18 protein-coding genes are annotated in these 20,156 nt (G+C 66.5%); 6 read left to right on the top strand and 12 right to left on the bottom strand.

From position 1 onward, the window contains the following. Positions 1-8: 8 nt before the first annotated feature. The 5 genes from ABSY19_RS10270 to ABSY19_RS10250 all read right to left on the bottom strand — a co-directional run bounded on the left by ABSY19_RS10270 (position 9) and on the right by ABSY19_RS10250 (position 5,892). On the bottom strand, positions 9-839 hold the full coding sequence (locus ABSY19_RS10270) for an HpcH/HpaI aldolase/citrate lyase family protein (RefSeq protein WP_382162190.1): 831 nt from the start codon (positions 837-839) through the stop codon (positions 9-11). Positions 840-849: 10 nt separating this feature from the next. Beyond that, positions 850-2,049: a CaiB/BaiF CoA transferase family protein gene (locus ABSY19_RS10265; protein WP_382162187.1), complete on the bottom strand. Its 1,200-nt coding sequence runs from the start codon at positions 2,047-2,049 to the stop codon at positions 850-852. 12 nt (positions 2,050-2,061) lie between these two features. Continuing rightward, a complete protein-coding gene (locus tag ABSY19_RS10260) occupies positions 2,062-2,919 on the bottom strand; it encodes a MaoC family dehydratase N-terminal domain-containing protein (protein WP_382162183.1) in 858 nt (285 codons plus the stop codon). Positions 2,920-3,341: 422 nt separating this feature from the next. Then, positions 3,342-5,042, bottom strand: a complete 1,701-nt coding sequence (locus tag ABSY19_RS10255) for a CocE/NonD family hydrolase (RefSeq protein WP_382162181.1) — start codon at positions 5,040-5,042, stop codon at positions 3,342-3,344. Between the two features lie 169 nt (positions 5,043-5,211). Next, positions 5,212-5,892: a TetR/AcrR family transcriptional regulator gene (locus ABSY19_RS10250; RefSeq protein ID WP_382162178.1), complete on the bottom strand. Its 681-nt coding sequence runs from the start codon at positions 5,890-5,892 to the stop codon at positions 5,212-5,214. A gap of 211 nt (positions 5,893-6,103) precedes the next feature. Here ABSY19_RS10250 and ABSY19_RS10245 point away from each other — a divergent pair, with 211 nt between their 5' ends. Then, complete coding sequence (locus ABSY19_RS10245) at positions 6,104-7,069, top strand: Bug family tripartite tricarboxylate transporter substrate binding protein (RefSeq protein WP_382162175.1); 966 nt, start codon at positions 6,104-6,106, stop codon at positions 7,067-7,069. Positions 7,070-7,230: 161 nt separating this feature from the next. Next, a complete protein-coding gene (locus tag ABSY19_RS10240; protein WP_382162172.1) occupies positions 7,231-8,016 on the top strand; it encodes a cyclase family protein in 786 nt (261 codons plus the stop codon). Positions 8,017-8,163: 147 nt separating this feature from the next. Here the strand turns inward: ABSY19_RS10240 and hutC are convergent, their stop codons facing one another. The 4 genes from hutC to ABSY19_RS10220 all read right to left on the bottom strand — a co-directional run bounded on the left by hutC (position 8,164) and on the right by ABSY19_RS10220 (position 11,961). After that, entirely contained in the window at positions 8,164-8,943 is a 780-nt protein-coding gene (gene hutC, locus ABSY19_RS10235) for a histidine utilization repressor (protein WP_382162169.1), read from the bottom strand. Between the two features lie 84 nt (positions 8,944-9,027). After that, entirely contained in the window at positions 9,028-10,014 is a 987-nt protein-coding gene (locus ABSY19_RS10230) for a Bug family tripartite tricarboxylate transporter substrate binding protein (protein WP_382162166.1), read from the bottom strand. Positions 10,015-10,067: 53 nt separating this feature from the next. Next, the gene (locus ABSY19_RS10225) at positions 10,068-10,454 is read right to left on the bottom strand and encodes a RidA family protein (protein WP_382162163.1); all 387 of its coding nucleotides are present in this window, start codon (positions 10,452-10,454) and stop codon (positions 10,068-10,070) included. Positions 10,455-10,863: 409 nt separating this feature from the next. Next, positions 10,864-11,961 (bottom strand): AraC family transcriptional regulator, encoded by a 1,098-nt coding sequence (locus ABSY19_RS10220; RefSeq protein ID WP_382162160.1) that lies wholly within the window; start codon positions 11,959-11,961, stop codon positions 10,864-10,866. Positions 11,962-12,038: 77 nt separating this feature from the next. On the opposite strand from ABSY19_RS10220, the gene ABSY19_RS10215 reads away from it, so the two are divergent. Next, complete coding sequence (locus ABSY19_RS10215) at positions 12,039-13,295, top strand: MFS transporter (RefSeq protein WP_382162158.1); 1,257 nt, start codon at positions 12,039-12,041, stop codon at positions 13,293-13,295. A 9-nt stretch (positions 13,296-13,304) separates the two neighbouring features. Here ABSY19_RS10215 and ABSY19_RS10210 read toward each other — a convergent pair whose 3' ends face one another. Further along, positions 13,305-14,264, bottom strand: coding sequence for a LysR family transcriptional regulator (locus tag ABSY19_RS10210; RefSeq protein WP_382162155.1), 960 nt, complete (start codon positions 14,262-14,264; stop codon positions 13,305-13,307). A 101-nt stretch (positions 14,265-14,365) separates the two neighbouring features. Between ABSY19_RS10210 and wrbA the strand changes: the two genes are divergently transcribed. Genes wrbA through ABSY19_RS10195 form a run of 3 tightly spaced genes read left to right on the top strand, consistent with a single transcriptional unit; the run spans position 14,366 to position 16,661 of the window. Continuing rightward, the gene (wrbA, locus tag ABSY19_RS10205; RefSeq protein WP_382162153.1) at positions 14,366-14,992 is read left to right on the top strand and encodes an NAD(P)H:quinone oxidoreductase; all 627 of its coding nucleotides are present in this window, start codon (positions 14,366-14,368) and stop codon (positions 14,990-14,992) included. Continuing rightward, positions 14,989-16,161 (top strand): CynX/NimT family MFS transporter, encoded by a 1,173-nt coding sequence (locus tag ABSY19_RS10200; RefSeq protein ID WP_382162150.1) that lies wholly within the window; start codon positions 14,989-14,991, stop codon positions 16,159-16,161. The genes wrbA and ABSY19_RS10200 overlap by 4 nt, the downstream gene beginning before the upstream one ends. Before the next feature lie 38 nt (positions 16,162-16,199). After that, positions 16,200-16,661 carry a carboxymuconolactone decarboxylase family protein gene (locus ABSY19_RS10195; protein WP_382162147.1) on the top strand — a complete coding sequence of 154 codons (462 nt, stop codon included), beginning with the start codon at positions 16,200-16,202 and terminating at the stop codon, positions 16,659-16,661. 12 nt (positions 16,662-16,673) lie between these two features. Here the strand turns inward: ABSY19_RS10195 and fdhD are convergent, their stop codons facing one another. Together fdhD and ABSY19_RS10185 are read right to left on the bottom strand one after the other, a co-directional pair. Beyond that, on the bottom strand, positions 16,674-17,489 hold the full coding sequence (fdhD, locus tag ABSY19_RS10190; RefSeq protein ID WP_382163761.1) for a formate dehydrogenase accessory sulfurtransferase FdhD: 816 nt from the start codon (positions 17,487-17,489) through the stop codon (positions 16,674-16,676). A 245-nt stretch (positions 17,490-17,734) separates the two neighbouring features. Then, on the bottom strand, positions 17,735-20,038 hold the full coding sequence (locus ABSY19_RS10185) for an FdhF/YdeP family oxidoreductase (protein ID WP_382162144.1): 2,304 nt from the start codon (positions 20,036-20,038) through the stop codon (positions 17,735-17,737). Between the last annotated feature and the right edge of the window lie 118 nt (positions 20,039-20,156).

Below are 20,156 nucleotides of genomic sequence, written 5' to 3'. Positions count from 1 at the left end.
AGCCGGGTTCAATGCCCTGCGGCCTGCAAGGTGCGCCGGGCGAGGCGCACCACGGGCACATCGACCATGCGACCGTCGAGCCGGGCCACGCCGGGCGAAGCCGCGTCGGCCGCCAGCACGCGCCGGGCCCAGACCAGCTCGGCCTCGCTGGGTTGCAATGCGCGGTGGATCGGCAGCACCTGCCCCGGGTGGATGCACAGCTTGGCGCCAAAGCCATGGCAGCGTGCCAAGGCCAGGTCGGCCAGCAGGCGGGCTTCGTCGTCCAGCTGTGGCGTGACGCCGGCCACTGGTGCCGCGAGATCTGCCACGCGCGAGGCCAGTGCGATGCGCGCGGCCGCGTGGTTCAAACCGACGGCGTCATGTCGGATGTCCAGGTTGAGGTCCAGGGCGAAGTCCAGCGTACCGAACACGAGTCGGGCAACGCCCGGGGCACCCGCAATCTCGTCCACATGGGCCACGCCCCGCGCGCTTTCGATGAGCGCGAGCACCTGGGCGCCCGGCACGGCCTCCACGACCAACCGCGTCTGCAGCGCCTGCTCGGTCTTGGGCAGCATGATCTGCGCCACGCCCGTGCCTTGCAAGGCCGTCAGGTCGTCTGCAAACCAGTCGGATGCCGAGTCGTTGATGCGCACCGCGCAGCGCGCACGGTCGGCGGGTGATGCGGTGCGAAGCCAGCGGACGATGTGGTCGCGCGCATCGGATTTTTGCTCGGGTGCCACGGCGTCTTCAAGGTCCAGCACGATGGCATCGGCGCCGCTGGCCAGGGCCTTGTCGAAGCGATCGGGCCGAGTGCCGGGCACGAAGAGGTAGGTGCGCGCGGGGGTGAGGGATGCCGACATGGTCGCGTCCTCAGATGGCCCGGGCCGCGCGCAGCGCGGCAATGCCGTCCGCGCCGTAACCCAGTTCGGCCAGGATCGCATCGGTGTGCTCGCCCAGTGCCGGCACCGGGTCCATGCGCGGGCCTTCGTTCCAGGTGCCCGGTGGCAGCAGGGCCGGCAGCGGCCCCTGCGGAGAGCCCACCTCGGTCCAGCGCTGGCGCGCCTGGAGTTGCGGATGTGCCCAGACGTCGGCCATGGTGTTCACGCGGGCGTTGGCGATCTGCGCTGCCTCCAGCCGGGCCTCTACCTCGGCCACCGTCAGGGGCCGGAAGGTATCCACGATGATCTGGCGCAGGGCTGTGCGCTCGGCGACGCGCTTGAAGTTGGCGGTGAAGCGCGGGTCGGTGGCCAAGGCCGGCTGGAGCAGCACCTTTTCACAGAAGCTGAGCCATTCGCGCTCGTTCTGCAGGCCCAGCATCACGTGGGCGCCGTGTTCCGCCGGCCCGACCGGGAACGGACCGTACGGATAGATCGTGGCGTGGCTGGCGCCGGTGCGCGGTGGCGGCGCGGCGCCTTCGAACGCGTAGTACAGCGGGTAGCTGGTCCATTCGGCCAGCGATTCCAGCATGGAGATGTCGATGCGCTGGCCCCGGCCGGTCTGGCTGCGCTGCATCAGGGCCGCGAGGATGTTGCTGTAGGCATACATGCCTGCGGCGATGTCCGCGATCGACGGGCCGGCCTTGCAGGGTTCGTCGGCGGTGCCGGTCACCGAGACGAAGCCGGCTTCGCTCTGGATCAGCAGGTCGTACGCCTTCTTGTCGCGGTACGGCCCCGGGTTCTCCCGGTCGTCGCCGTAGCCCGAGATGTCGCACACGATCAGGCCGGGCTTGCGTTGCGACAGTTGTTCGTAGCCCATGCCCAGTCGCGCCGCGGCACCCGGGGCCAGGTTCTGCACAACGACATCGGCTTTCTCAAGCACCAGGCGTTCAAGCGCCTGTGCGGCCTGGGGGTGTTTGACGTCCAGCGTCAGGCTTTCCTTGGAGCGGTTGGTCCAGACAAAATGCGACGCCAAGCCGCGCACGCGCTGGTCGTAGCCACGTGCGAAATCGCCGCTGCCCGGGCGTTCGATCTTTATCACCCGTGCGCCCAGGTCGGCGAGCTGGCGGGTGGCGAACGGCGCGGCGATCGCGTGTTCGAGCGTGACAACGGTGATGCCTTTGAGTGGTTGCATGGCGGTGCTCCCTCAGCGCAGCGTGGCAGTGGCATCCATCGTCAGCCAGCCTTCATGGTCAGATGCCCAAAGTCGAATCGTTTTTCCGTCCGCCTGCGGTTGGCCGTGCACGTGGAAAGCGTTCAGGTCGAAGGTCGGCCGCACGGCCTTGAACTGGAAGCTGGACACATCGGCACCGGGCATCTGGCGGCGCAGAAGGTCCATCAGCAAGGTGGCGATCAAGGGTCCATGGACGATGAGTCCGGGGTAGCCTTCCACCTCGGTCACGTACTTCCGGTCGTAGTGGATGCGGTGGCCGTTGAAGGTGAGCGCCGAGTAGCGGAAGAGCAGAACGTCGTCGGGCACGATCTCGCGGCGCCATTCACCTTTCCCGGCGGCTTGAGGCGGCGGCACCACATCGTTCGGGCCCTGGGCTTCGCGATAGACGATGTCATGGAACTCGACGAGCGCGGGCTCGCTGGCACCGTTGCACCGGAGTTCATGGCGCACCTTCACGAACACCAGCGGGCCCGTGCGGCCTTCCTTGCGGCTCACGTCGTCGATGGTGGACGTGCGGGTCACCTGATCGCCCAAGCGGATCTGGGAGCGGAATTCGAACTGGCTGCCGGCCCACATGCGGCGCGGCAGCGGCACCGGAGGTAGAAAGCCGCCGCGCCGGGCGTGGCCGTCCGCGCCGATGTCGGATTGCCGGTGCAGGGGCAGGAAATACAGCCAGTGCCAGAGCGGTGGCAGCAGCGTGCCGGGCGCCGTATCTGTCGCGGGGTGGTCGAGCGTGGCGGTCAGGGCGGCCACGGGCGTCGGGTGGATGGTGTCGTGCACCGTCTCGCTGCGACCGATCCATGCGCGCAGGTCGTCGGTGGTCTGGGTCATGAGGATGTCCTTCGCTCTCAGTGCTGGGTTGGCGGGTGCCGAGCAGGCAGTTTCCGGTCATCCGGTGGCGAAGTAAATTGCAATATCGAGAACAAATGATGCTCTGAATGCATCAATGAATGACCCGCGCGTTCGTCGCGAACGATGGATCCATACTTCTCAAATGCTCAGACCCAGCTCGCAGTACACCCGCCAGACTCGCTTGTGATTCCATGGCCGGCCATCCAGGCGTGACCGGTCAACGCACTTCCAGAATCCCCAGCGGCCATTGCGTTCGACGATACCGTTGAGCGAGTCGATGACGTCGGTATTCACCTCAACAGGCAACGCTGGCATCGCCCCAGCACCCAACGACTCGAGCGGACTGCCTTGGCTCCGAAGAGGTGAGGCATCTGGTCCCGCCATTGGGCTCGCGCCAGCCCTTACGTCTTGCTGGTCGCCGCGATGCGTGGCAGCATCAAGTGCGAGTCAAACCTTCCACCGGTAAGGATTGTGTTGCGCCCGCGAAATCTCTCCGGAGGCCGATCTGTCGAGTCCGTGTGGAGGAACGGCCCGGAGCCCTTGCGAGGGCCAGTAGCGCCTTCACGTTCAAAGTCCTGGGCGTCGATCCTCACCGAGATGCGGTAACCCACGGGCAGCACGATGCAGGTGGGCCAGATCTCGACTTCCACGCGGAAGGGCTCATTCGAGGGTACCGGCTCGATCATCCGATGCTCGTGGTGCGGACGGCCAGCGGAGGACAGCTCGGGGATTGTCTTGCGGTGCGATGCTCTGAGCCATCCTTGCGCGATGGGAACAGCCGGGTCGGTCGCGCCACGGAAGAGCACCTCTTTGCGTTGCGGATCGTAGGCGCGGATGGTGACGAACAGGTCCATGTCCTGGGCGTCCGTCTTGACCCATAAAGCCGCACTCAATGGCCCCGTGAACTCCGTCTCCACGCTGAACGGCTCACTGACGAACTCAATGCCGGCGCCGGGGGCCTCGTAGCTCGACCCTGCCTCTTGCGGCCTGGGCGAATCCGACAGGCCTTTGCTGCTCGCGTCAAGATACATCGCAGTCCACTCGGTGCGAGCCAGCGGCCATTCGTGTTCGTAACGGGTCACGAATTTCTCGCCTGGATGGCGCACTTCCAAAATGAGAGGCGGTTGCTCTTCCCAGCCGTTCTCCTCAGCTTTGAGGAACCGGTCGAAGAATCGCTTCTGCAGCTCAACGTACTGCGGCAGATAGAAGGATTCCCAGTGGGTGCCTCCATGCATCTGCAGCCACTTTTGCTGCGATCCCGTGCCCAGGAACCCGTAGATGTTGCCGCGCAGATGCAGGCCCATTCCGCCCCAGTTGCCGGCGGACAGCACGGGGACTTCGATCTGCGACAACCTGGACGTGCGGGCTTCGTACCAATCGTCGATGAGCGGGTGTTGCCGAAATTGATCGATGATGTCGACACGGTTGGCCGCCAGCTCGTCGGGCGTCAGCGGGCTGCCGGTCATCATCTTGCCCGTGTCGCGATCAATGTAGCTGCTTTGCCCGTTGCCGTTCTGCACCGCCAGGATCTGCTTGGGATACCAGATCTGAAGGAAGTGGTTGCCGAAGATGCCACCATGGTGGCTGACGTCGCGGTAGAAGTCAGCGGCACCCTCCCACGGGCAGATTGCGGCCAGATGGATCGGCCGCGTCGCGGCCACCTGCCACTGGTTCATCGCGTAGTAGGAGATGCCCAACAGGCCCACTTTCCCGTTGGACCAGCTTTGGGTGCCGGCCCATTCGATGCAGTCGTGGTAGTCATCCACTTCCTGCGGCGACCACACCTGCAACTTGCCAGGTGACTCGCCGGCACCACGGCTGTCGACCACGACGATCGCATAGCCCAAGGGGATCCAGCGCTCGGGATCCGCCACTTCCCAGCGCAGATAGTGGCCCGATGAGCCATCCGTGTCGATGCCGGGATAGAGGCGCTTGAGCTCGTCCCATTGGGGCTTGAATGCGTCCTCAAAGTGCGCGTCTTTCCCGTATGGACCATGGGTCATGAGGACCGGCACGGGTGCATCGCCTTCAGGGCGGAACACGTTTGCTCTGAGAACAGCGCCATCGCGCACCTTGATCTCAACGTTCTTCTCGAAGATCACAGTTGTCTCCTTTTGCCAGGCAGCATGCGGGATTTCCCGAGGCCCTCTCGAGGGGGTGCAGCCATGCGGGATGGAGGTCGCAGTATAGCCAAATCAAAACAACTGTTTGAAATTAATGAATATCAAGCCGCCGCGAGTGGTCCTGCAGAAGCAGGCGGAGGTGCCGGGGCTAAGGCGCCGAAGTAACGCGATGCGGGGCGCGGATGCCACCGATGACAAATTCAACCAGCGCGTCGCGCATCGCTTTGAGGTCGGCTCCATCCGCTTCGCCCTCAGACAGGCGTTGCAGTCGGTTGGAGCCGCGACGGGCGCTCACCGAGAGCACGACCGTGCTCACGAGCAGCATGTAACGCCAATACATCTGGCTCAAGGGCACCGACGGAATGGCCTCGTGCAGCGCGGCCACGAACTGTTTGGCCATCGGATCGAAGTGCTTCTTGATCACCTGTTCCGTCATCGGGGAGGGCGACAGGCGGTGCTTCACGATCAGTTGGGCCAGTAGCTGCCCCTCGGTCGTGGCGTTGTCGTCCACATAGGGCTCTATGAAGGCCAGGACGATTTCGGTCACATTGGGCTTTTTGCGCTTGGCCTTCGCGCGGGCCAGGATTTCTTCGAGCTTGCTGGTTCGGGTCTTGTTGATGCGAGCCGAGAGCTCGCTGAACACCGCTTCCGCTACCGCCTCCATGCCGCCGAAGTGGTAGTGAATGGCCGCCACGTTCACGCCGGCATGGCTGGTGAGGGCCCGCACGGGAACGCCATCGATCCCGTACTCGGCAAAGAGCACCAAGGCTGCATCGATGATCTTCTGCTGGGTTGCGCCCTCGCTCGGGGTGTTGTGCCTTGATGCCATGGTTGGAAAGGAGTTGCGTGGGAGATTCTGCCAGACGGGGTCTACACCATTCTTTGCCCAAAAAACCAAACATACGTTTGAAACGATGGTTGCAATTCGGCCGGGCGCGCACTACGATGTCAACTCGCGGGGCCCGACATCACGGCCCGGCGACCGTCCTCAACCAGCCCGATTCAAGACAACAACTCGACGAGACAAGTCCCTCCACACCATGAAAGACCTCAGCCTGCTCACGCGCCGCTCAATGTTGGCACTCGGCGCCGCCCCTTTCCTCGCCAACGCGTCCACGTGGCCTGACAGGCCGATCAAGCTCGTCGTGGCAGCCACTGCAGGAACGCAACCCGATATCTTTGCGCGCATCTATGCCGACCAGCTCGCCGCTGCGCTGAAGGTTCCGGTGGTCGTGGACAACCGCAGCGGCGCAGCCGGCAACATCGGTGCAGACGCAGCAGCCAAGTCGACTCCAGACGGTTACACGTTCCTCTACGCGATCGCGAACGTGACAACGATGAACCAGTTCCTGTACACCAGTATCACGTTCGATCCTCGAAAGGATCTCGTGCCGGTGGCTGAGGCCGTCAACACAACGACGATGCTGTTGGCGAGCAATAGCGTAGGCGCCAACACGGTCGCAGAAGCGATCGACCTAGCTCGCTCGCGCAAAGGCGAGTTGGTGTACGGCTCCTATGGTGTGGGGGGTTATCCCCACCTGGTGTTCGTGCAGCTCTTGCAGAAAGCCGGCGTCGAAATGTTGCATGTGCCATATCGCACTGGCGCGATGAATGACCTCATCACGGGTCGGATTCAGTTTCTGCTAGAACCAACAGCGACGGCTATTCCGCAGATCCGGGCCGGCAAGGTAAAAGCCCTGGCTCACTCCGGGTCGCGTCGTCACCCTGAACTCCCGAATCTTCCGACGATCACTGAGACCGTGCCCGGCGTCGTTCTTGAGGGCTGGCACGGCTTTTACGCGCCTGCGGGCACGCCTGCTGCGATCATCGAAAGAGTGAGCGCCGAGATCAATCGGATCAATGAGCTGCCCGAGGTCAAAGAACGCCTCGTGGGCCGATCGGGTACACCGGTCGCCAGCAGCCCCAAGCAGATGGCCGCCCGGATCGAGAAGGAATCCAAGGATTGGGAAGCGCTGATCCGTGCCAACAACATCAAGGTGGAATGAGCCCCAACGATGATGTCGAGTTTCATGCAACCGGCGACACACTTTTCTCGGCACAACCCACCTTGGTGCGTTGCCGATGGCAGGATTGTGGTCGCCACTGGTACAGGTACTGCACGTTCGAGGTGGGTTGAAGCGCGCGATCAAACTGGAATGGTGAGCACATGAAGAAGACATTCATCGACATCTCCATGCCGTTGGAGAACGGCGTGCGCAGCGACCCCGACATTGCACGGCCGAAGATTGACTACCTGGGACACACGGAGTCGATCCCGCGCCTGCAGTCTTTCTTTCCTGACCTCAAACCGGAGGACTTGCCAGATGCCGCTGGGTGGGCGCTGGAGAAGGTGCAATTGACCACGCACAACGGCACCCATTTGGATGCGCCGTACCATTTCCACCCCACGATGAACCATGCTTTGGGCGAGCCTCAGCGCGCGTGGACCATCGACGAAGTGCCACTCGAATGGTGCTTTGCGCCGGGGGTCAAGCTGGATTTCAGACACCTACCCGATGGCCATGTGGTGACGAAGCAAGAGGTGCACGACGAGCTCGCCCGCATCGAGCATCAGATTGCGCCTGGCGACATCGTCGTGGTCAACACACGAGCGGGCTCGCGCTATGGCCATGACGATTACGTCGAGGCAGGCTGTGGCATGGGTCGCGAGGCCACCTTGTACCTGCTCGAACAAGGCGTTCGCTTGACCGGTACAGACGCGTGGAGCTGGGATGCCCCCTTCGTGTACACGCAGCGCAAGGTGCAGGAGACGAAGGACACCTCGCTCATTTGGGAGGGGCACAAGGCGGGCAGAGACATTGGCTACTGCCATCTGGAGAAGCTGCACAACCTTGAAGCTCTGCCAGCGCACGGATTCACCGTCTGCTGCTTCCCTGTCAAGATCAAGGCTGCTTCCGCGGGCTGGACTCGAGCGGTTGCCATCCTTGATTGAGCCTTCTGTCGGCTTCGTCCTGGTGTGAAGTTTTCGACAATGTTTTCCGGGTTGCAATGTCGGCTTGAGTGCTGTGCGCCAAGTGTTTTCGACTGTATTTGGTCGGAACAGTGGAGCTGAGCCCAAGCATCGGTTGCTGTGGCCCTTTTAGGCAACATGAGTGCCATCTGCCGCGAAACGGCTCGCCAACCGGTAGCGAAGGCCAGGGTGCAGCAAACGAAGGTAGTTGATAACCGTTCCTCGCTTCCAGGTCCGGCGCGTCAATTGCAGGCAGGGGTCGTCTGGATCCATCGCCAGTCTCTGTGCCTGCTCTGGCGTCGGCAGGACGGCATCGACGAGATGCTCGATCTCATCGTATGGAACGTGGCGCACAAGATACTCGCTGGGCGTGATCTTCGAGAAATCCTGATCGAGTATGGCTGGAACAGCGCGCAGATTGACGTAACGGTCTTCGAACTGAACCGGCAAGCCGTTCTCGAGGTGCAAACAGATGCAGTGAAACACGTTCTCGCCAACACGGATGTCGAGCCATGCTGCAACGTCGGGTGCGGCAGGAATTTGTTCCGCGCTGATCAACGAGAAGCCGTATTCGTGACCTCGTCCTCGGATGTCACTGGCAATGCTTGCCACCTGCAGAAGCGTTGAATGCGGCTTCGCTTCCGCAACGAAACTGCCCACGCCCGGCACCCGCACGATCTTGCCTTGGCCTACCAGCTCCCGCAACGCACGGTTGACGGTCATCCGGGCCACGCCGAACTGGGCTACCAGCTCCTGTTCCGAAGGCAGTCGATGACCGGGTGGCCATTCACAATCCTGAATTCGGCGTGCGATGTGCTCTTTTACTTGCGCATACAGCGCGAGCCCGGGCGTCGGGGAAGGCGCCGCTGGAGCTGACGCTGGAAACGAATGCGGTGTCTTCGAATTCATGCGCCATGCATCCCGAGGATCGGCTTGACAGCCTGATCTCCCCATGAGCGCCCGTGGGGACGCCCTCTGCACGAGGGTCGGTGACTACTCAATTTTTGCCCCCGAGATCTGGACCATTTCCTTCCAGAATTTGGCGTCTTTTGCGATCAATGCGCGTGTGGATTCGACACCGTCGGTCGTGGCAAGCACCAAACCGGAGCTCTTGAGGCGGGCAGCCAGATCCGGCGTGGCGCTTCGGGCCACGACTTGCGCGATGGCACTCGTCACGGCGGGGCTCATGTTGGCTGGGCCTGTCAGCGCATTCCAGGATTGCAAGTCCACATCCGCCAGGCCGAGATCCGCAAACTCTCCCATCCCCGGTACATCGGGCATCAAGGGACTGCGCTCTCGGCTTCCAACGGCAATGGGTATCAACCGCCCGGAATTGATGTGGGGCATCAAGGCCGGCATGAAGTCGAACACCATGTCAATTTGCCCACTCAGCAGGTCGTTCAAGGCAGGTGCGCCACCGCGATAGGGCACGTGCAGTATGTTGGCGCCCGTGCGCTTGGCCACAGTGGCAATCAGCAGATGCCCTGGCGAGCCATTGCCCGCGGATCCCTTGCTCAACTGGTGTCCCGGCTTTTTGCTCCACTCAATCAAGCTGCGGAAGTTTGTCCAACCATTTTCTTTTGCTCGTTCGGCGGTCACGCAACACACGACGGTGGATGTCACCAGGCGGGCAATGGGTGTCAGATCTTTTGCTGGATCGTAGGGTGCCTGTGAAAGCATCAAGGGCAGTGCAGTGAAGAACGAGACGTTCAGAACCCCCAGCACGCTGCCATCCGCCGGCGCTGACTTGATCGCCTGAATGCCTATCAGGCCACTGGCACCTCCTCGATTGTCAACAACGATGGTCTGACCAGAAGTCGCCGAATATGAACTCGCCCAATTGCGGGCGATGACGTCGGCTGCCCCACCGGCGGGAAACGGCACCACCCAGCGCATTGCGCTGCGACCGGGAGTCGATTGGGCGCTTGCCATAAAGGGTGAGGCAAGGGCGAGCGACAGGAGGGTTCTGCGGTTGAACATGGTGGTGGTCCTGTGAAGATGTCTTTGGATCTCAGGGAGGAAGACGGAGTGCGTTATTCATTGCCGATGTATGCCGTGGCGTCGATCTCCACCAGGCAATCGGGCGACCCCAGCCCACTCACAATGCAGGAGACGCGGTGAGGAGGGTCCGTGTTGAAGTTGGCGAAATAGACCTCGTTCATGGGCGCCCAGTTGGTGCGATCGGTCACGTATACCGTGCACTTGACGATGTCGCGCAGGCTGCCACCTGCTTCCTCGACCAGTGCCTGGATGTTGTCGATGGCTTGTTGCGTTTGCGCGCGCACGTCGCCCACGACGAACTGGCCCTGCAGGTTGCGCCCCGTCGAGCAGACGAACAGGAATCCCCCCGCAAGGGTGGCCTGCGCAAATGGCAAGGAAGGCTTGAAGACTCGTTCTGATGAGATAGCGCGTTTGGGCATGGTCGTCCTTGATCACGAAAATTTTTGTCAATGTATAGGGCAGGCTATTCCTGTATATACAGGGTAAATACTTATCTGCAGGCCGGATGCCGATGGCCGGCGGTTCTGCGGCGGAATTGGGGGTGCACGAAACGCTGGCAACGCTGAGCTCCAGCGGAAAGAGGTCGCTGCGCGCCGTTGGTTCGTCCATGATCAGCGTCTTGACATGACCTTGTGCCAGCGCCACGCGTATTTGTCCGCATCTCCCTGGTGTCAGAAATCGCTGGAATTCAACAGAGTGACGCGCCACGGCGATCTCGGCCCGCTTCTGCGCGTCGACTGACAGTCCTTCTTTTCTAGCTCCCTCATTCGAAGACCGAAACTGAGCCAGTTGACAGTTTTTAGAAAAATCGAGGTGTAGGAGGAAGGCCTAACCGTTTTTATTTATACGATCATCCCGCCGATCCGCGGCGGCCCGCTTGTGCCGCAAGGCACCGGGCGGATGCCCGATGACCCTTTTGAACGCGCGGCTGAACGAGGCCTCCGAGTCGTAACCCAGGCGGGTGGCGGCCACGGCCACGCGCATGCCTTCGCGCTCGATCCAGCGGCGCGCCTGGAACATCCGCACGCGGGTCACGTACCGCGCCGGGCTCTCGCCCAAGGTGCGCGTGAACAACTCGGCGAAGCTGGAGCGCGAGGCGCCCATCAGGTCCGCCAGCGCCGGCACCGTCCAATCGCGTTCGGGCTCGGTGTGGATCGCGGCGATCACCTTGCCGATGCGGGGGCACTGCACCGCCGCGATCCAGCCACTGGCGTCGCTGCAGGCGCACTCGACCCAGGCGCGGATGATGCAGGCGGCCAGCACATCGGCCAGGCGCGCGAGCATGCCGCAGGCGCCGATGCGATCCAGCGCGACCTCGCGTTCCATCGCTTCGAGCAACGCGGGCACGGAGGGGTCTCGCGTGGCCAGTTCGTTGGCGCGCATCGCGTCCGGCATCATCGCCAGCAGGGGGTGCAGGGGATCGAGGTTGAAGCGCATGGCGCCGCAGAAGACGATGTCGTTCGGCGCGCCCGGAGGCCCTTCGTCCGGCGTTGGGGGCGATGAGGCCGATGAGGCCGGGGACGCGGGCCGCGGCGCACCGCCGATGAGGTAGATGTTGTCCGCCACCGGCGTGCGCGAGAGCGATTCGATGTCCACGCACGGCACGTCGGGGGCGCTGGCCAGGATGTGAAAGCTGCCCCGCGGCAGCAGCACCGCGTCGCCGGCGTCCAGCCGCACCCAGTCGTGACCGGGCAGCCAGAGCCAGCAGCCACCGCGCGCCACGAAATGGAAACGGGCCTCCGGCCGCGCGGGGTAGGCCACGGCCCAGGGCGGCTGCATCACGCAACGGCCGTATTCGACGCCGTCGAGCCGCAAGCCCAGCAGGATGCGGCTCAGCAGGTCGGCCGGGCGGGGTGGCGCGTCCGCCGCGCCACGGGCGGCGCTCCCCTCGAGCAGGGCGGGAGATTCGGAGGAATAGTCAAGCATTTCGGCTTTTCCCACATGGAAACGCCGGCATCTTATCCCTAAGCTGGCGGTCTTGCTGGCTTCCCCCTGTTCCATTCATGTCCTCCTCCTGCTCCACCTGCATCGACCCCTCCCAAGCCGTGGCCGCACCGCCGCCGCCGGCGAACGCGGATTCGCCCCACTGGGCCGCCGTCGGCTCCCTGGCGCTGGGCGTTTTTGGCCTGGTGACCGCCGAATTCCTGCCGGCCAGCCTGTTGACGGCCATGGCCACGGACCTGGGCATCAGCAACGGCGCCGCAGGCCAGACGGTCACGGCGACGGCGCTGGTGGGCGCGGTCGCCGCCCCCGCCTTTCCGCTCCTGACGCGGCGGCTGGACCGCAAGTGGGTGATGCTGGCGCTGAGCCTGCTGCTGGTCGTCTCCAACCTGATGGCCGCGACGGCCACCTCGCTGCCCGTGCTGCTGGTGGCCCGCGTGCTGCTGGGCGTGGCGCTGGGCGGCTTCTGGGCCCTGGCGGGTGCGCTGGCCCTGCGGCTGGTGCCCGCGGACCGGTTCGCCCGCGCCATGTCGCTGATCCTCACGGGGGTGTCGGTGGCCACGGTGTGCGCCGCCCCCATCGGTGCCTGGATGGGCGATCTGTGGGGATGGCGCAGCGCCTTCGTCGCCGCGGGCGTGGTCAGCGTGGTGACGCTGGTCGCGCAGGCCATCACCCTGCCCGCGCTGCCGCCGCGCGACCACGCCAATCTGCGCGTGCTGGGCCAGTTGCTGCTGCGGCCGCAGGTGCGCATGGCCTTGTTGGCGGTGCTGCTGGTGATCTCCGGCCATTTCGCGGGCTTCACCTACATCCGGCCGCTGATGGAAAACGTCACCCACCTGTCCGTCCAGGCGATCTCGGTGGTGCTGCTGGGCTACGGCATCGGGGGTTTCTTCGGCAACCTGGCGGGCGGCTACCTGGCCGAGCGCAGCGAGCGCCGCGCCATCGTGGCGGGTGGCACGCTGGTCGTCCTCATGGCGGGCAGCCTGTTGCTGGCGGGTTCGTCGGCGCTGGTGACCGCCGTGGCGGTGGCGCTCTGGGGTTTTGCGTTCGGCGCGTTCCCGGTCGGTTTCCAGACCTGGGTGGTGCGGGCCGCGCCCGACCACGCCGAAGGCGCGGGCGGCCTGATGGTGGCGGCGTTCCAGATCGCCATCGCCAGCGGCGCGGTGGGTGGCGGGCTTCTGGTCGATCACGTGGGCGCGCTCGGCGCGCCGGCCTTCGCGCTGGTCGCCATCGTGCTGGGCACCTTGCTGACCCTGCGCCATGGTCCCCGGCCGCAGGGCCAACGGGCCGGCGCCCAGCCGGTGCCGGTTCATCACTGAACCAGGGCGTCAGGGCGTCGTCGGGTCTGAACCCGCGGCACTGCGCGCGCGCCGCTGGCGCGCCTGCGGCGGCGACGCGTGCTGGTGCAAGGCGAGGCGCAGAGCCGTCGCGGCCACACCGAGGGCGCGGTCGGTGCGGCGGGCCAGGTAGGTCTGCGTGTGCGCCAAGCCCAGTGGACCGAGGGCCGTGGCGGCCAAGGGCACCAGCTGCTTCTCGGCCAGTTCGCGCTCGATCACCCACCGCGGCAGGCGGCCCCAGCCCACCCCGCCCAGGATCAGGGCCCGCTTGGCGTCCTGCGTGCCCACGCGCAGCGTCTGGGGCGACAGCACACCGAAGTCGCGTCCCTCGGACAGCGGCGTGGGATCCTCCAGCACGATCTGCACGTGGTCGGCCAGCTCGACGCTGGTGAGCGCCTTGCGGCGCCGCGCCAGCGCATGGCTGGCGGCGGCCACCGCCACGATGGGCACGCGCTGCAGCGCCTCGGTCTCGATGCGCGGATCGAGAAAGTCTTCGCCGGCCATGATGGCCAGGTCGCACTGCCGCTCGCGCAGCGCTTGCAGCGGAGCGCCCAGTGGCGCGACCGCCAGGCGCAGCCGAACCGACGGCCAGGTCTCGCGCACCGCCTTGAGCGCGGCGGCCACCACGGGCAGCGGGTAGAGCGTGTCCACCATCAGCGAGAGTTCGATCTCCACGCCCTCGCCCAGGCCGCGCGCGCGTGCCCGCATGAAGTCCACCTTGAGCAGCACGGCGTGCGCGTCTTCCAGCAAGGCCAGGCCGGCCGGCGTGAGTGTGGGCCGGTGGCCGCCGCGATCGAAGAGGCTCACGTCGAGCTGGTGTTCGAGGTTGGCGATCGCGTGGCTCACGGCCGACTGCGCGCGCCGCAGGCGCGTGGCCCCGGCCCGAAAGCTGCCGGTCTCGGCCACGGTCACGAACATGCGAATCTGATCGAGGGTGAGGGCGTCCAGCATTGATCGATTCCGTAGATCAGGAAGCTCAAAATTTTAGGCCTTCCGCAGATCAATGTGGCTGCCGATACTTCTCCCATTCCCACATGAGAGGTGTTCACGTCATGACCCAGGTGCTGGTGCTCTATTACTCTTCCTACGGCCACATCGCGACCATGGCCAACGCCGTGGCCGAGGGCGCGCGCACGGCAGGCGCGCAGGCCGTGGTCAAGCGCGTGCCCGAACTGGTGCCGGACGCCGTGGCCCGCAAGGCCGGTTACCAGCTGGCGCCAGACGTGCCGGTGGCCAGCGTGGAGGAGCTCGCGGCGTACGACGCCATCGTGTTGGGCACGCCCACCCGCTTTGGCAACATGGCCGCGCAGATGAAGAACTTTCTCGATCAGGCCGGTGGCCTGTGGGCCCGGGATGCGCTGGTGGGCAAGGTGGGCAGCGTCTTCACCTCCACGGGCAGCCAGCACGGCGGGCAGGAGTCGACCATCCTCTCGACGCACATCGTGCTGATGCACCTGGGCATGGTGGTGGTGGGCCTGCCCTACAGCTTCAAGGGCCAGATGCGCATGGACGAGATCACCGGCGGCTCGCCTTACGGCGCGGCCACCTTGGCCGATGACGGGTCGGGCGGCGACCGCCAGCCCAGCCTGAATGAAATCGAAGCGGCCCGCTACCAGGGGGCCCATGTGGCGCGGGTGGCGCGGGCGCTCGCGCTGTCGCAGCCGATGGCGGTGGCGTGAGCGGCTCCTCTGCGAACCCGGCCCGCACCGACTGGCGGGCCGTGGGGGTGGTGGTGGCCGCCGGGGTGGTCTCGGCCTTTCACCTGGGCAAGGTCGCCATCGCGGCCCCCCAGCTTCAGGCCGATCTGGGCCTCGGCCTGGGCCTGCTGGGCGCCCTCGGTGCCACCTTCGCCGTGCTGGGCGCACTGGGCGGCGTGGTGGCGGGCTCCGTGGTGGCCCGTGCCGGCGACCACCGCATGCTGGTCCTCGGGCTGTTGGCCACGGCACTGGGCGCGGCGATGGCGGTGCCGAGCGACCGCTTCGGTGTGCTGCTGGCGTCGCGCGTGGTGGAGGGGTTGGGGTTCCTGCTGATCACGGTGGCCGGGCCCACGGTGCTGGCGCGCCGGGTGCGCGCGGCCGATCAGGCCACCGCCTTGGTCTTGTGGAGTTGCTTCATGCCTGCGGGCATGGCGCTGGCGATGCTCACCGGGCCGTGGTTCGGCGACTGGCGCAGCCTGTGGGTGACCGCCGCGCTGGCGGCCGGTCTGCTCGCGGTTCTGGTGGTGGGCATGGTGCCGCGTGGGCCACGGCCGGCCCGCGCGGGCGACCCGGCCCGCCTGGCCGAGGTCTGGCGCTCCGAACCCCTGGCGATGGCCGCCACGTTCCTGCTCTACAGCCTGATGTTCTTCGCGCTCTTCAGCTTTCTGCCCGTGCTGCTGCAGCAGCGCCTGCAGGTGGGCGCCGGTGCCGTCGGGCTGCTCGCCGCGGTGGCCTGTGCGGCCAACATCGTGGGCAACCTGTGCGCGGGGGTCCTGCTGGGCAAGGTGCGCCGTGAGGCGCTGGGCGCCTGCGCGGCGATCACGATGGGTCTCTGTGGCCTGGGCATCTTTCTGCCCGTGCTGGGTCCGGGCATGGCCTTGGCCCTGTGCCTGGTGTTCTCCGCGGTGGGCGGCCTGGTCCCGGCCAGCCTGCTGTCCGCGGTACCGCGGGTCACGTCCACGCCCGCGCAGGCGGCCCTGGTGGTGGGGCTGCTCATGCAGGGCAGCAACCTGGGCCAGGCGCTCGGGCCGGTGCTGGTCGGCAGCGCGGTGGACCGCCACGGCTGGCCGGCCGCCGCGGCCTGGGTGGTGGCCGCGGCACTGGCGATGGCCTGGACCGTCTGTCACAAAGCGGCGCCGAGGCCCGTCTAGCAAGACAAGGATCCCCTTTTTCAACCCAGGAGCTCACGATGTCCTCTCCCCGACTTGACTACTTCACGCTGGCGCCCAAGGCCGCCAAGGCGCTGGCCCAGCTTTCACACGTGGCCGGCGCCACGCTGGACAAACGGCTGAAGGAGCTGGTGAACCTGCGCATCAGCCAGATCAATGGCTGCGCGTTCTGCATCGACATGCACTGGGCCGACCTGGTGAAGCAGGGCATGGAGCCACGGCACATCAACGCCGTGGCGGGTTGGCGCGAGGCGCCGCGCTTCTTCAGCGACGCCGAGCGCGCCGCGCTCCAGTGGGCCGAGGCGGTGAACGCCTTGCCACAACGGGCACCGAGCGATGCCGACTTCGAAGACCTGCGGCGGCACTTCAGCGACGGCGCGATCGCGGAGCTGACGTTCGCCGTCGGCGCCATCCGGGCGTGGAACGTGCTCAACGCCAGCTTCCACACCCCCGTGCCCGACACGCCGTTTGCGGCCGCTTGAGGCCGGGCGGGCTCAGCCCAGTCGGTCCGCGAAGTTGTACGCCACCATGCCGTCGCCCCGGGCAAAGCCGATCAGCAGCAGACCGGCCTCGTTCGCCACGTCGATCGCCATGGCCGTGGGCGCGGAGACGGCGGCCAGCACCGAGATGCCCGCGCGCGAGGTCTTCTGCACCATCTCGAAACTGGCGCGGCTGGTGAGCGCGACGAAGTGCCGCGAAGGGTCGAGGCCTGCCCGCCGCGCCGCGCCGATCAGCTTGTCCAGCGCGTTGTGCCGCCCCACGTCCTCGCGCACCAGCACCACGCCGCCGCCGTCGATCCGGCAGAGCGCCGCCGCGTGCGTGGCGCCGGTGAGCTGCTGCCGGGGCTGGTGGGCGGGCAGGGCCTGGAGGGCCGAGGCCACGGCGGCGGGCGCGATGCCCAAGGCGGGCACGGCCGGCGGCCGCTGGCGCACCGCGGCGAGGGAGTCCGTGCCGCACAGACCACAACCCGTGCGCCCGGCCATGCTGCGCCGGCGTTCGCGCAGCCGCCACTCGCAGGCGCTGGCCACCTCCAACTGCACCTCGATGCCATCGGGCGTGTCCACCACGTCCACCCCGCGCAGCTCGCCGGGGTCGAGCAACAGGCCTTCGGTGAGGGCGAAGCCCAGCGCGAAGTCTTCCAGGTCGGCCGGCGTGGCCATCATCACGGCATGCGAGATGCCGTTGAACACCAGCGCGACGGCCACTTCGTCGGCCACCCAGTCGGTGGCCAGGCTGGCCAGTCCGTCGCGGCGCACCTGCACCTCGCTGGCCCGCACGCCGGCCGGCGGGCGGTTGGGGGCCGCGGCCATCGAGCGCCCGGCCGCCGTGAGGTGCGCCACCCAGCGGTCGTCGACCTGTTCCACGCGCACCCAGCCGGGCCCGTGCGCGCCGCCGATGACCGCGTGGCCCATCAGCGTGAGCTGGCGCATGAGCACGCTGACGCCCTGACCCAGGCGCTTGCCCAGGCGCGGCAGCGACATGCCGCTGGCCTCGGGTGTGCTGGCCAGCTCGCGCAGGATGGCTTCGGCCAGCGGGGTGAGCGTGGTGGTGCCGTTCATGGCTCGAGGTGGGGCGTCAGGCGCACCGGAATCGCCTTCGAGGTGGGTGTGCCCGCCGCGATCGCGGTGGCCGACAGCGGCACCAGCGGGTTGGTCTCGGGGTAGTAGGCGGCCAGGCAGCCGCGCGGAATGTCGTAGGCCACCAGGCGGAAGCGGTCGGCGCGGCGGTGCTGGTCGTCGTCCCACACGGTGTGGAGGTCCACCCAGTCGCCATCGGCCAGGCCCAGGGCGCGCAGGTCCTCGGCGTGGATGAAGACCACGCGGCGCTGGCCGAACACGCCCCGGTAGCGGTCATCCATGCCGTAGATGGTGGTGTTGTACTGGTCGTGCGAGCGCGTGGTGAGCAGCGAGAACACGAGGGTGTCGCGCTGGCGGGCCTGCATGGACCGGCGCGCGCGGTGCACCGGCGTGTCGCGCGGCACCGGGTGCGGGAAGAACGTGGCCTTCCGCGCCGGGGTGTCCCACACGCGCTCGCTGGCGGTGTTGCGCAGGCGAAAGCCGCCGGGCACGGCCACGCGGGCGTTGAAGTCCTTGAAGTCGTCGAACACGGCCTCGATCTGGTCGCGGATGCGGGCGTAGTCCTCGATCAGCCACAGCCAGGGGGTGCGGCTGCGCCGGCCCAGCGTGGCCGCGGCCAGGCGCGCGACGATGGCCGGCTCGGACAGCAGGTGTTCCGAGGCCGGCGGGTTGATGCCCAGCGAGAGGTGCACCATGCTCATGGAGTCCTCCACCGTCACGCCCTGCGGGCCCGTGGCCTGCACGTCGATCTCGGTGCGCCCCAGGCAGGGCAGGATCAGCGCCTCGCGGCCGTGCACCACGTGGCTGCGGTTGAGCTTGGTGGCCACGTGCACCGTGAGGTCGCACTGGCGCAGCGCCTTCCAGGTCTCGTGGGTGTCGGGCGTGGCGGCGGCGAAGTTGCCGCCCAGCGCGAAGAACACCTTGCCCTTGCCCTCGCGCATCAGCTGGATGGCCTCCACCGTGTCCACGCCGTTCTGGCGAGGCGGCTCGAAGCCGAACACCTGCCGCAGCCGGTCCAGCAGCGCGGCCGGCGGCTTCTCCCAGATGCCCATGGTGCGGTCGCCCTGCACGTTGCTGTGGCCGCGCACCGGGCAGGCACCGGCACCGGGCCGGCCGATGTTGCCGCGCATCAGGAGCAGGTTCACCAGCATCTGGATGGTGGCCACCGCGTGCTGGTGCTGGGTGATGCCCATGCCCCAGCAGACGATGGTGTTCTTCGCCCCGGCGTAGAGGTCGGCGGCGGTGTGGATCTGTTCGCGCGTGAGGCCACACTCCTCGGTGATCAGGTCCCAGGACTCGGCGCGCAGGTCGTCGGCCAGGGCCTGGAAACCCACGGTGTGTTCGGCGATGAAGGCGTGGTCGAGCAAGGCCTGCTCGCCCGCGTCGTGCCGCTCCAGCAGGCGCTTCATCATGCCCTTCACGGCCGCCAGGTCACCGCCGCCGCGCAGCTGGAAGTAGTGCGAGCTGATCGGCGTGGAGCCCAGCGTGGCCATCTCCATCTTGCTCTGCGGGTCCTGGAAGCGCTCCAGGCCGCGTTCGCGCAAAGGGTTGAAGCTGACGATGCGCGCGCCGCGCTTCGAGGCGGCGCGCAGCTCGCCCAGCATGCGCGGGTGGTTGGTGCCGGGGTTCTGGCCGAAGATGAAGATCGCGTCGGCGAGTTCGAAGTCGTCCAGCGTCACCGTGCCCTTGCCCACGCCGATCTGCGGGCGCATGCCGTTGCCGCTGGGCTCGTGGCACATGTTCGAGCAGTCGGGAAAATTGTTGGTGCCGTACTCGCGCACGAACAGCTGGTACAGGAAGGCCGCCTCGTTGCTGGCGCGGCCCGAGGTGTAGAACATGGCCTGGTTGGGGTCGGGCAGGGCGTCGAGGTGGCTCGCGATGAGGGCGAAGGCGGCGTCCCAGCCAATGGGGCGGTACCGGTCGAGCACGCCGTCGTAGACCATCGGGTGCGTCAACCGGCCCTGGTCTTCCAGCCAGAAGTCGCTCTGCCGCGCGAGCTCGCTCACGGTGTGGCGCTCGAACAGCTCGGGCCCGGCGCGGCGCGCGGTGGCCTCGGCCGCCACGGCCTTCACGCCGTTCTCGCAGAACTCGAAGGTGGATGCGTGGTGGCGGTCCGGCCAGGCGCAGCCCGGGCAGTCGAAACCGTCGGGCTGGTTGGCCGACAGCAGGGTCTTGGCGCCCTTGAGGGGAATGTCCTGCCGCAGCAGCGCGTTCTTCACGCTGTTCAAGGCGCCCCAGCCGCCGGCGGGGCCGGTGTAGAGCGCGATCTTCTGTTCGTTCATCAGGGTCTCGGTGAGAATGCAGGCGTCCTGGCCTGTCCGGCATCGTCCCGTGATTTCCGTTCGCCATCAATATGAAGCTTTCGGTCCGATGCACCGGCAGCCCGCTGCATAAGCACCG

This window comes from Hydrogenophaga sp. ANAO-22 (genome assembly GCF_042466645.1).
Lineage (GTDB): Bacteria > Pseudomonadota > Gammaproteobacteria > Burkholderiales > Burkholderiaceae_C > Hydrogenophaga.
The sequence above is the reverse complement of the archived record's forward strand: the minus strand, read 5'-3'. Positions and strand labels throughout refer to the sequence as shown.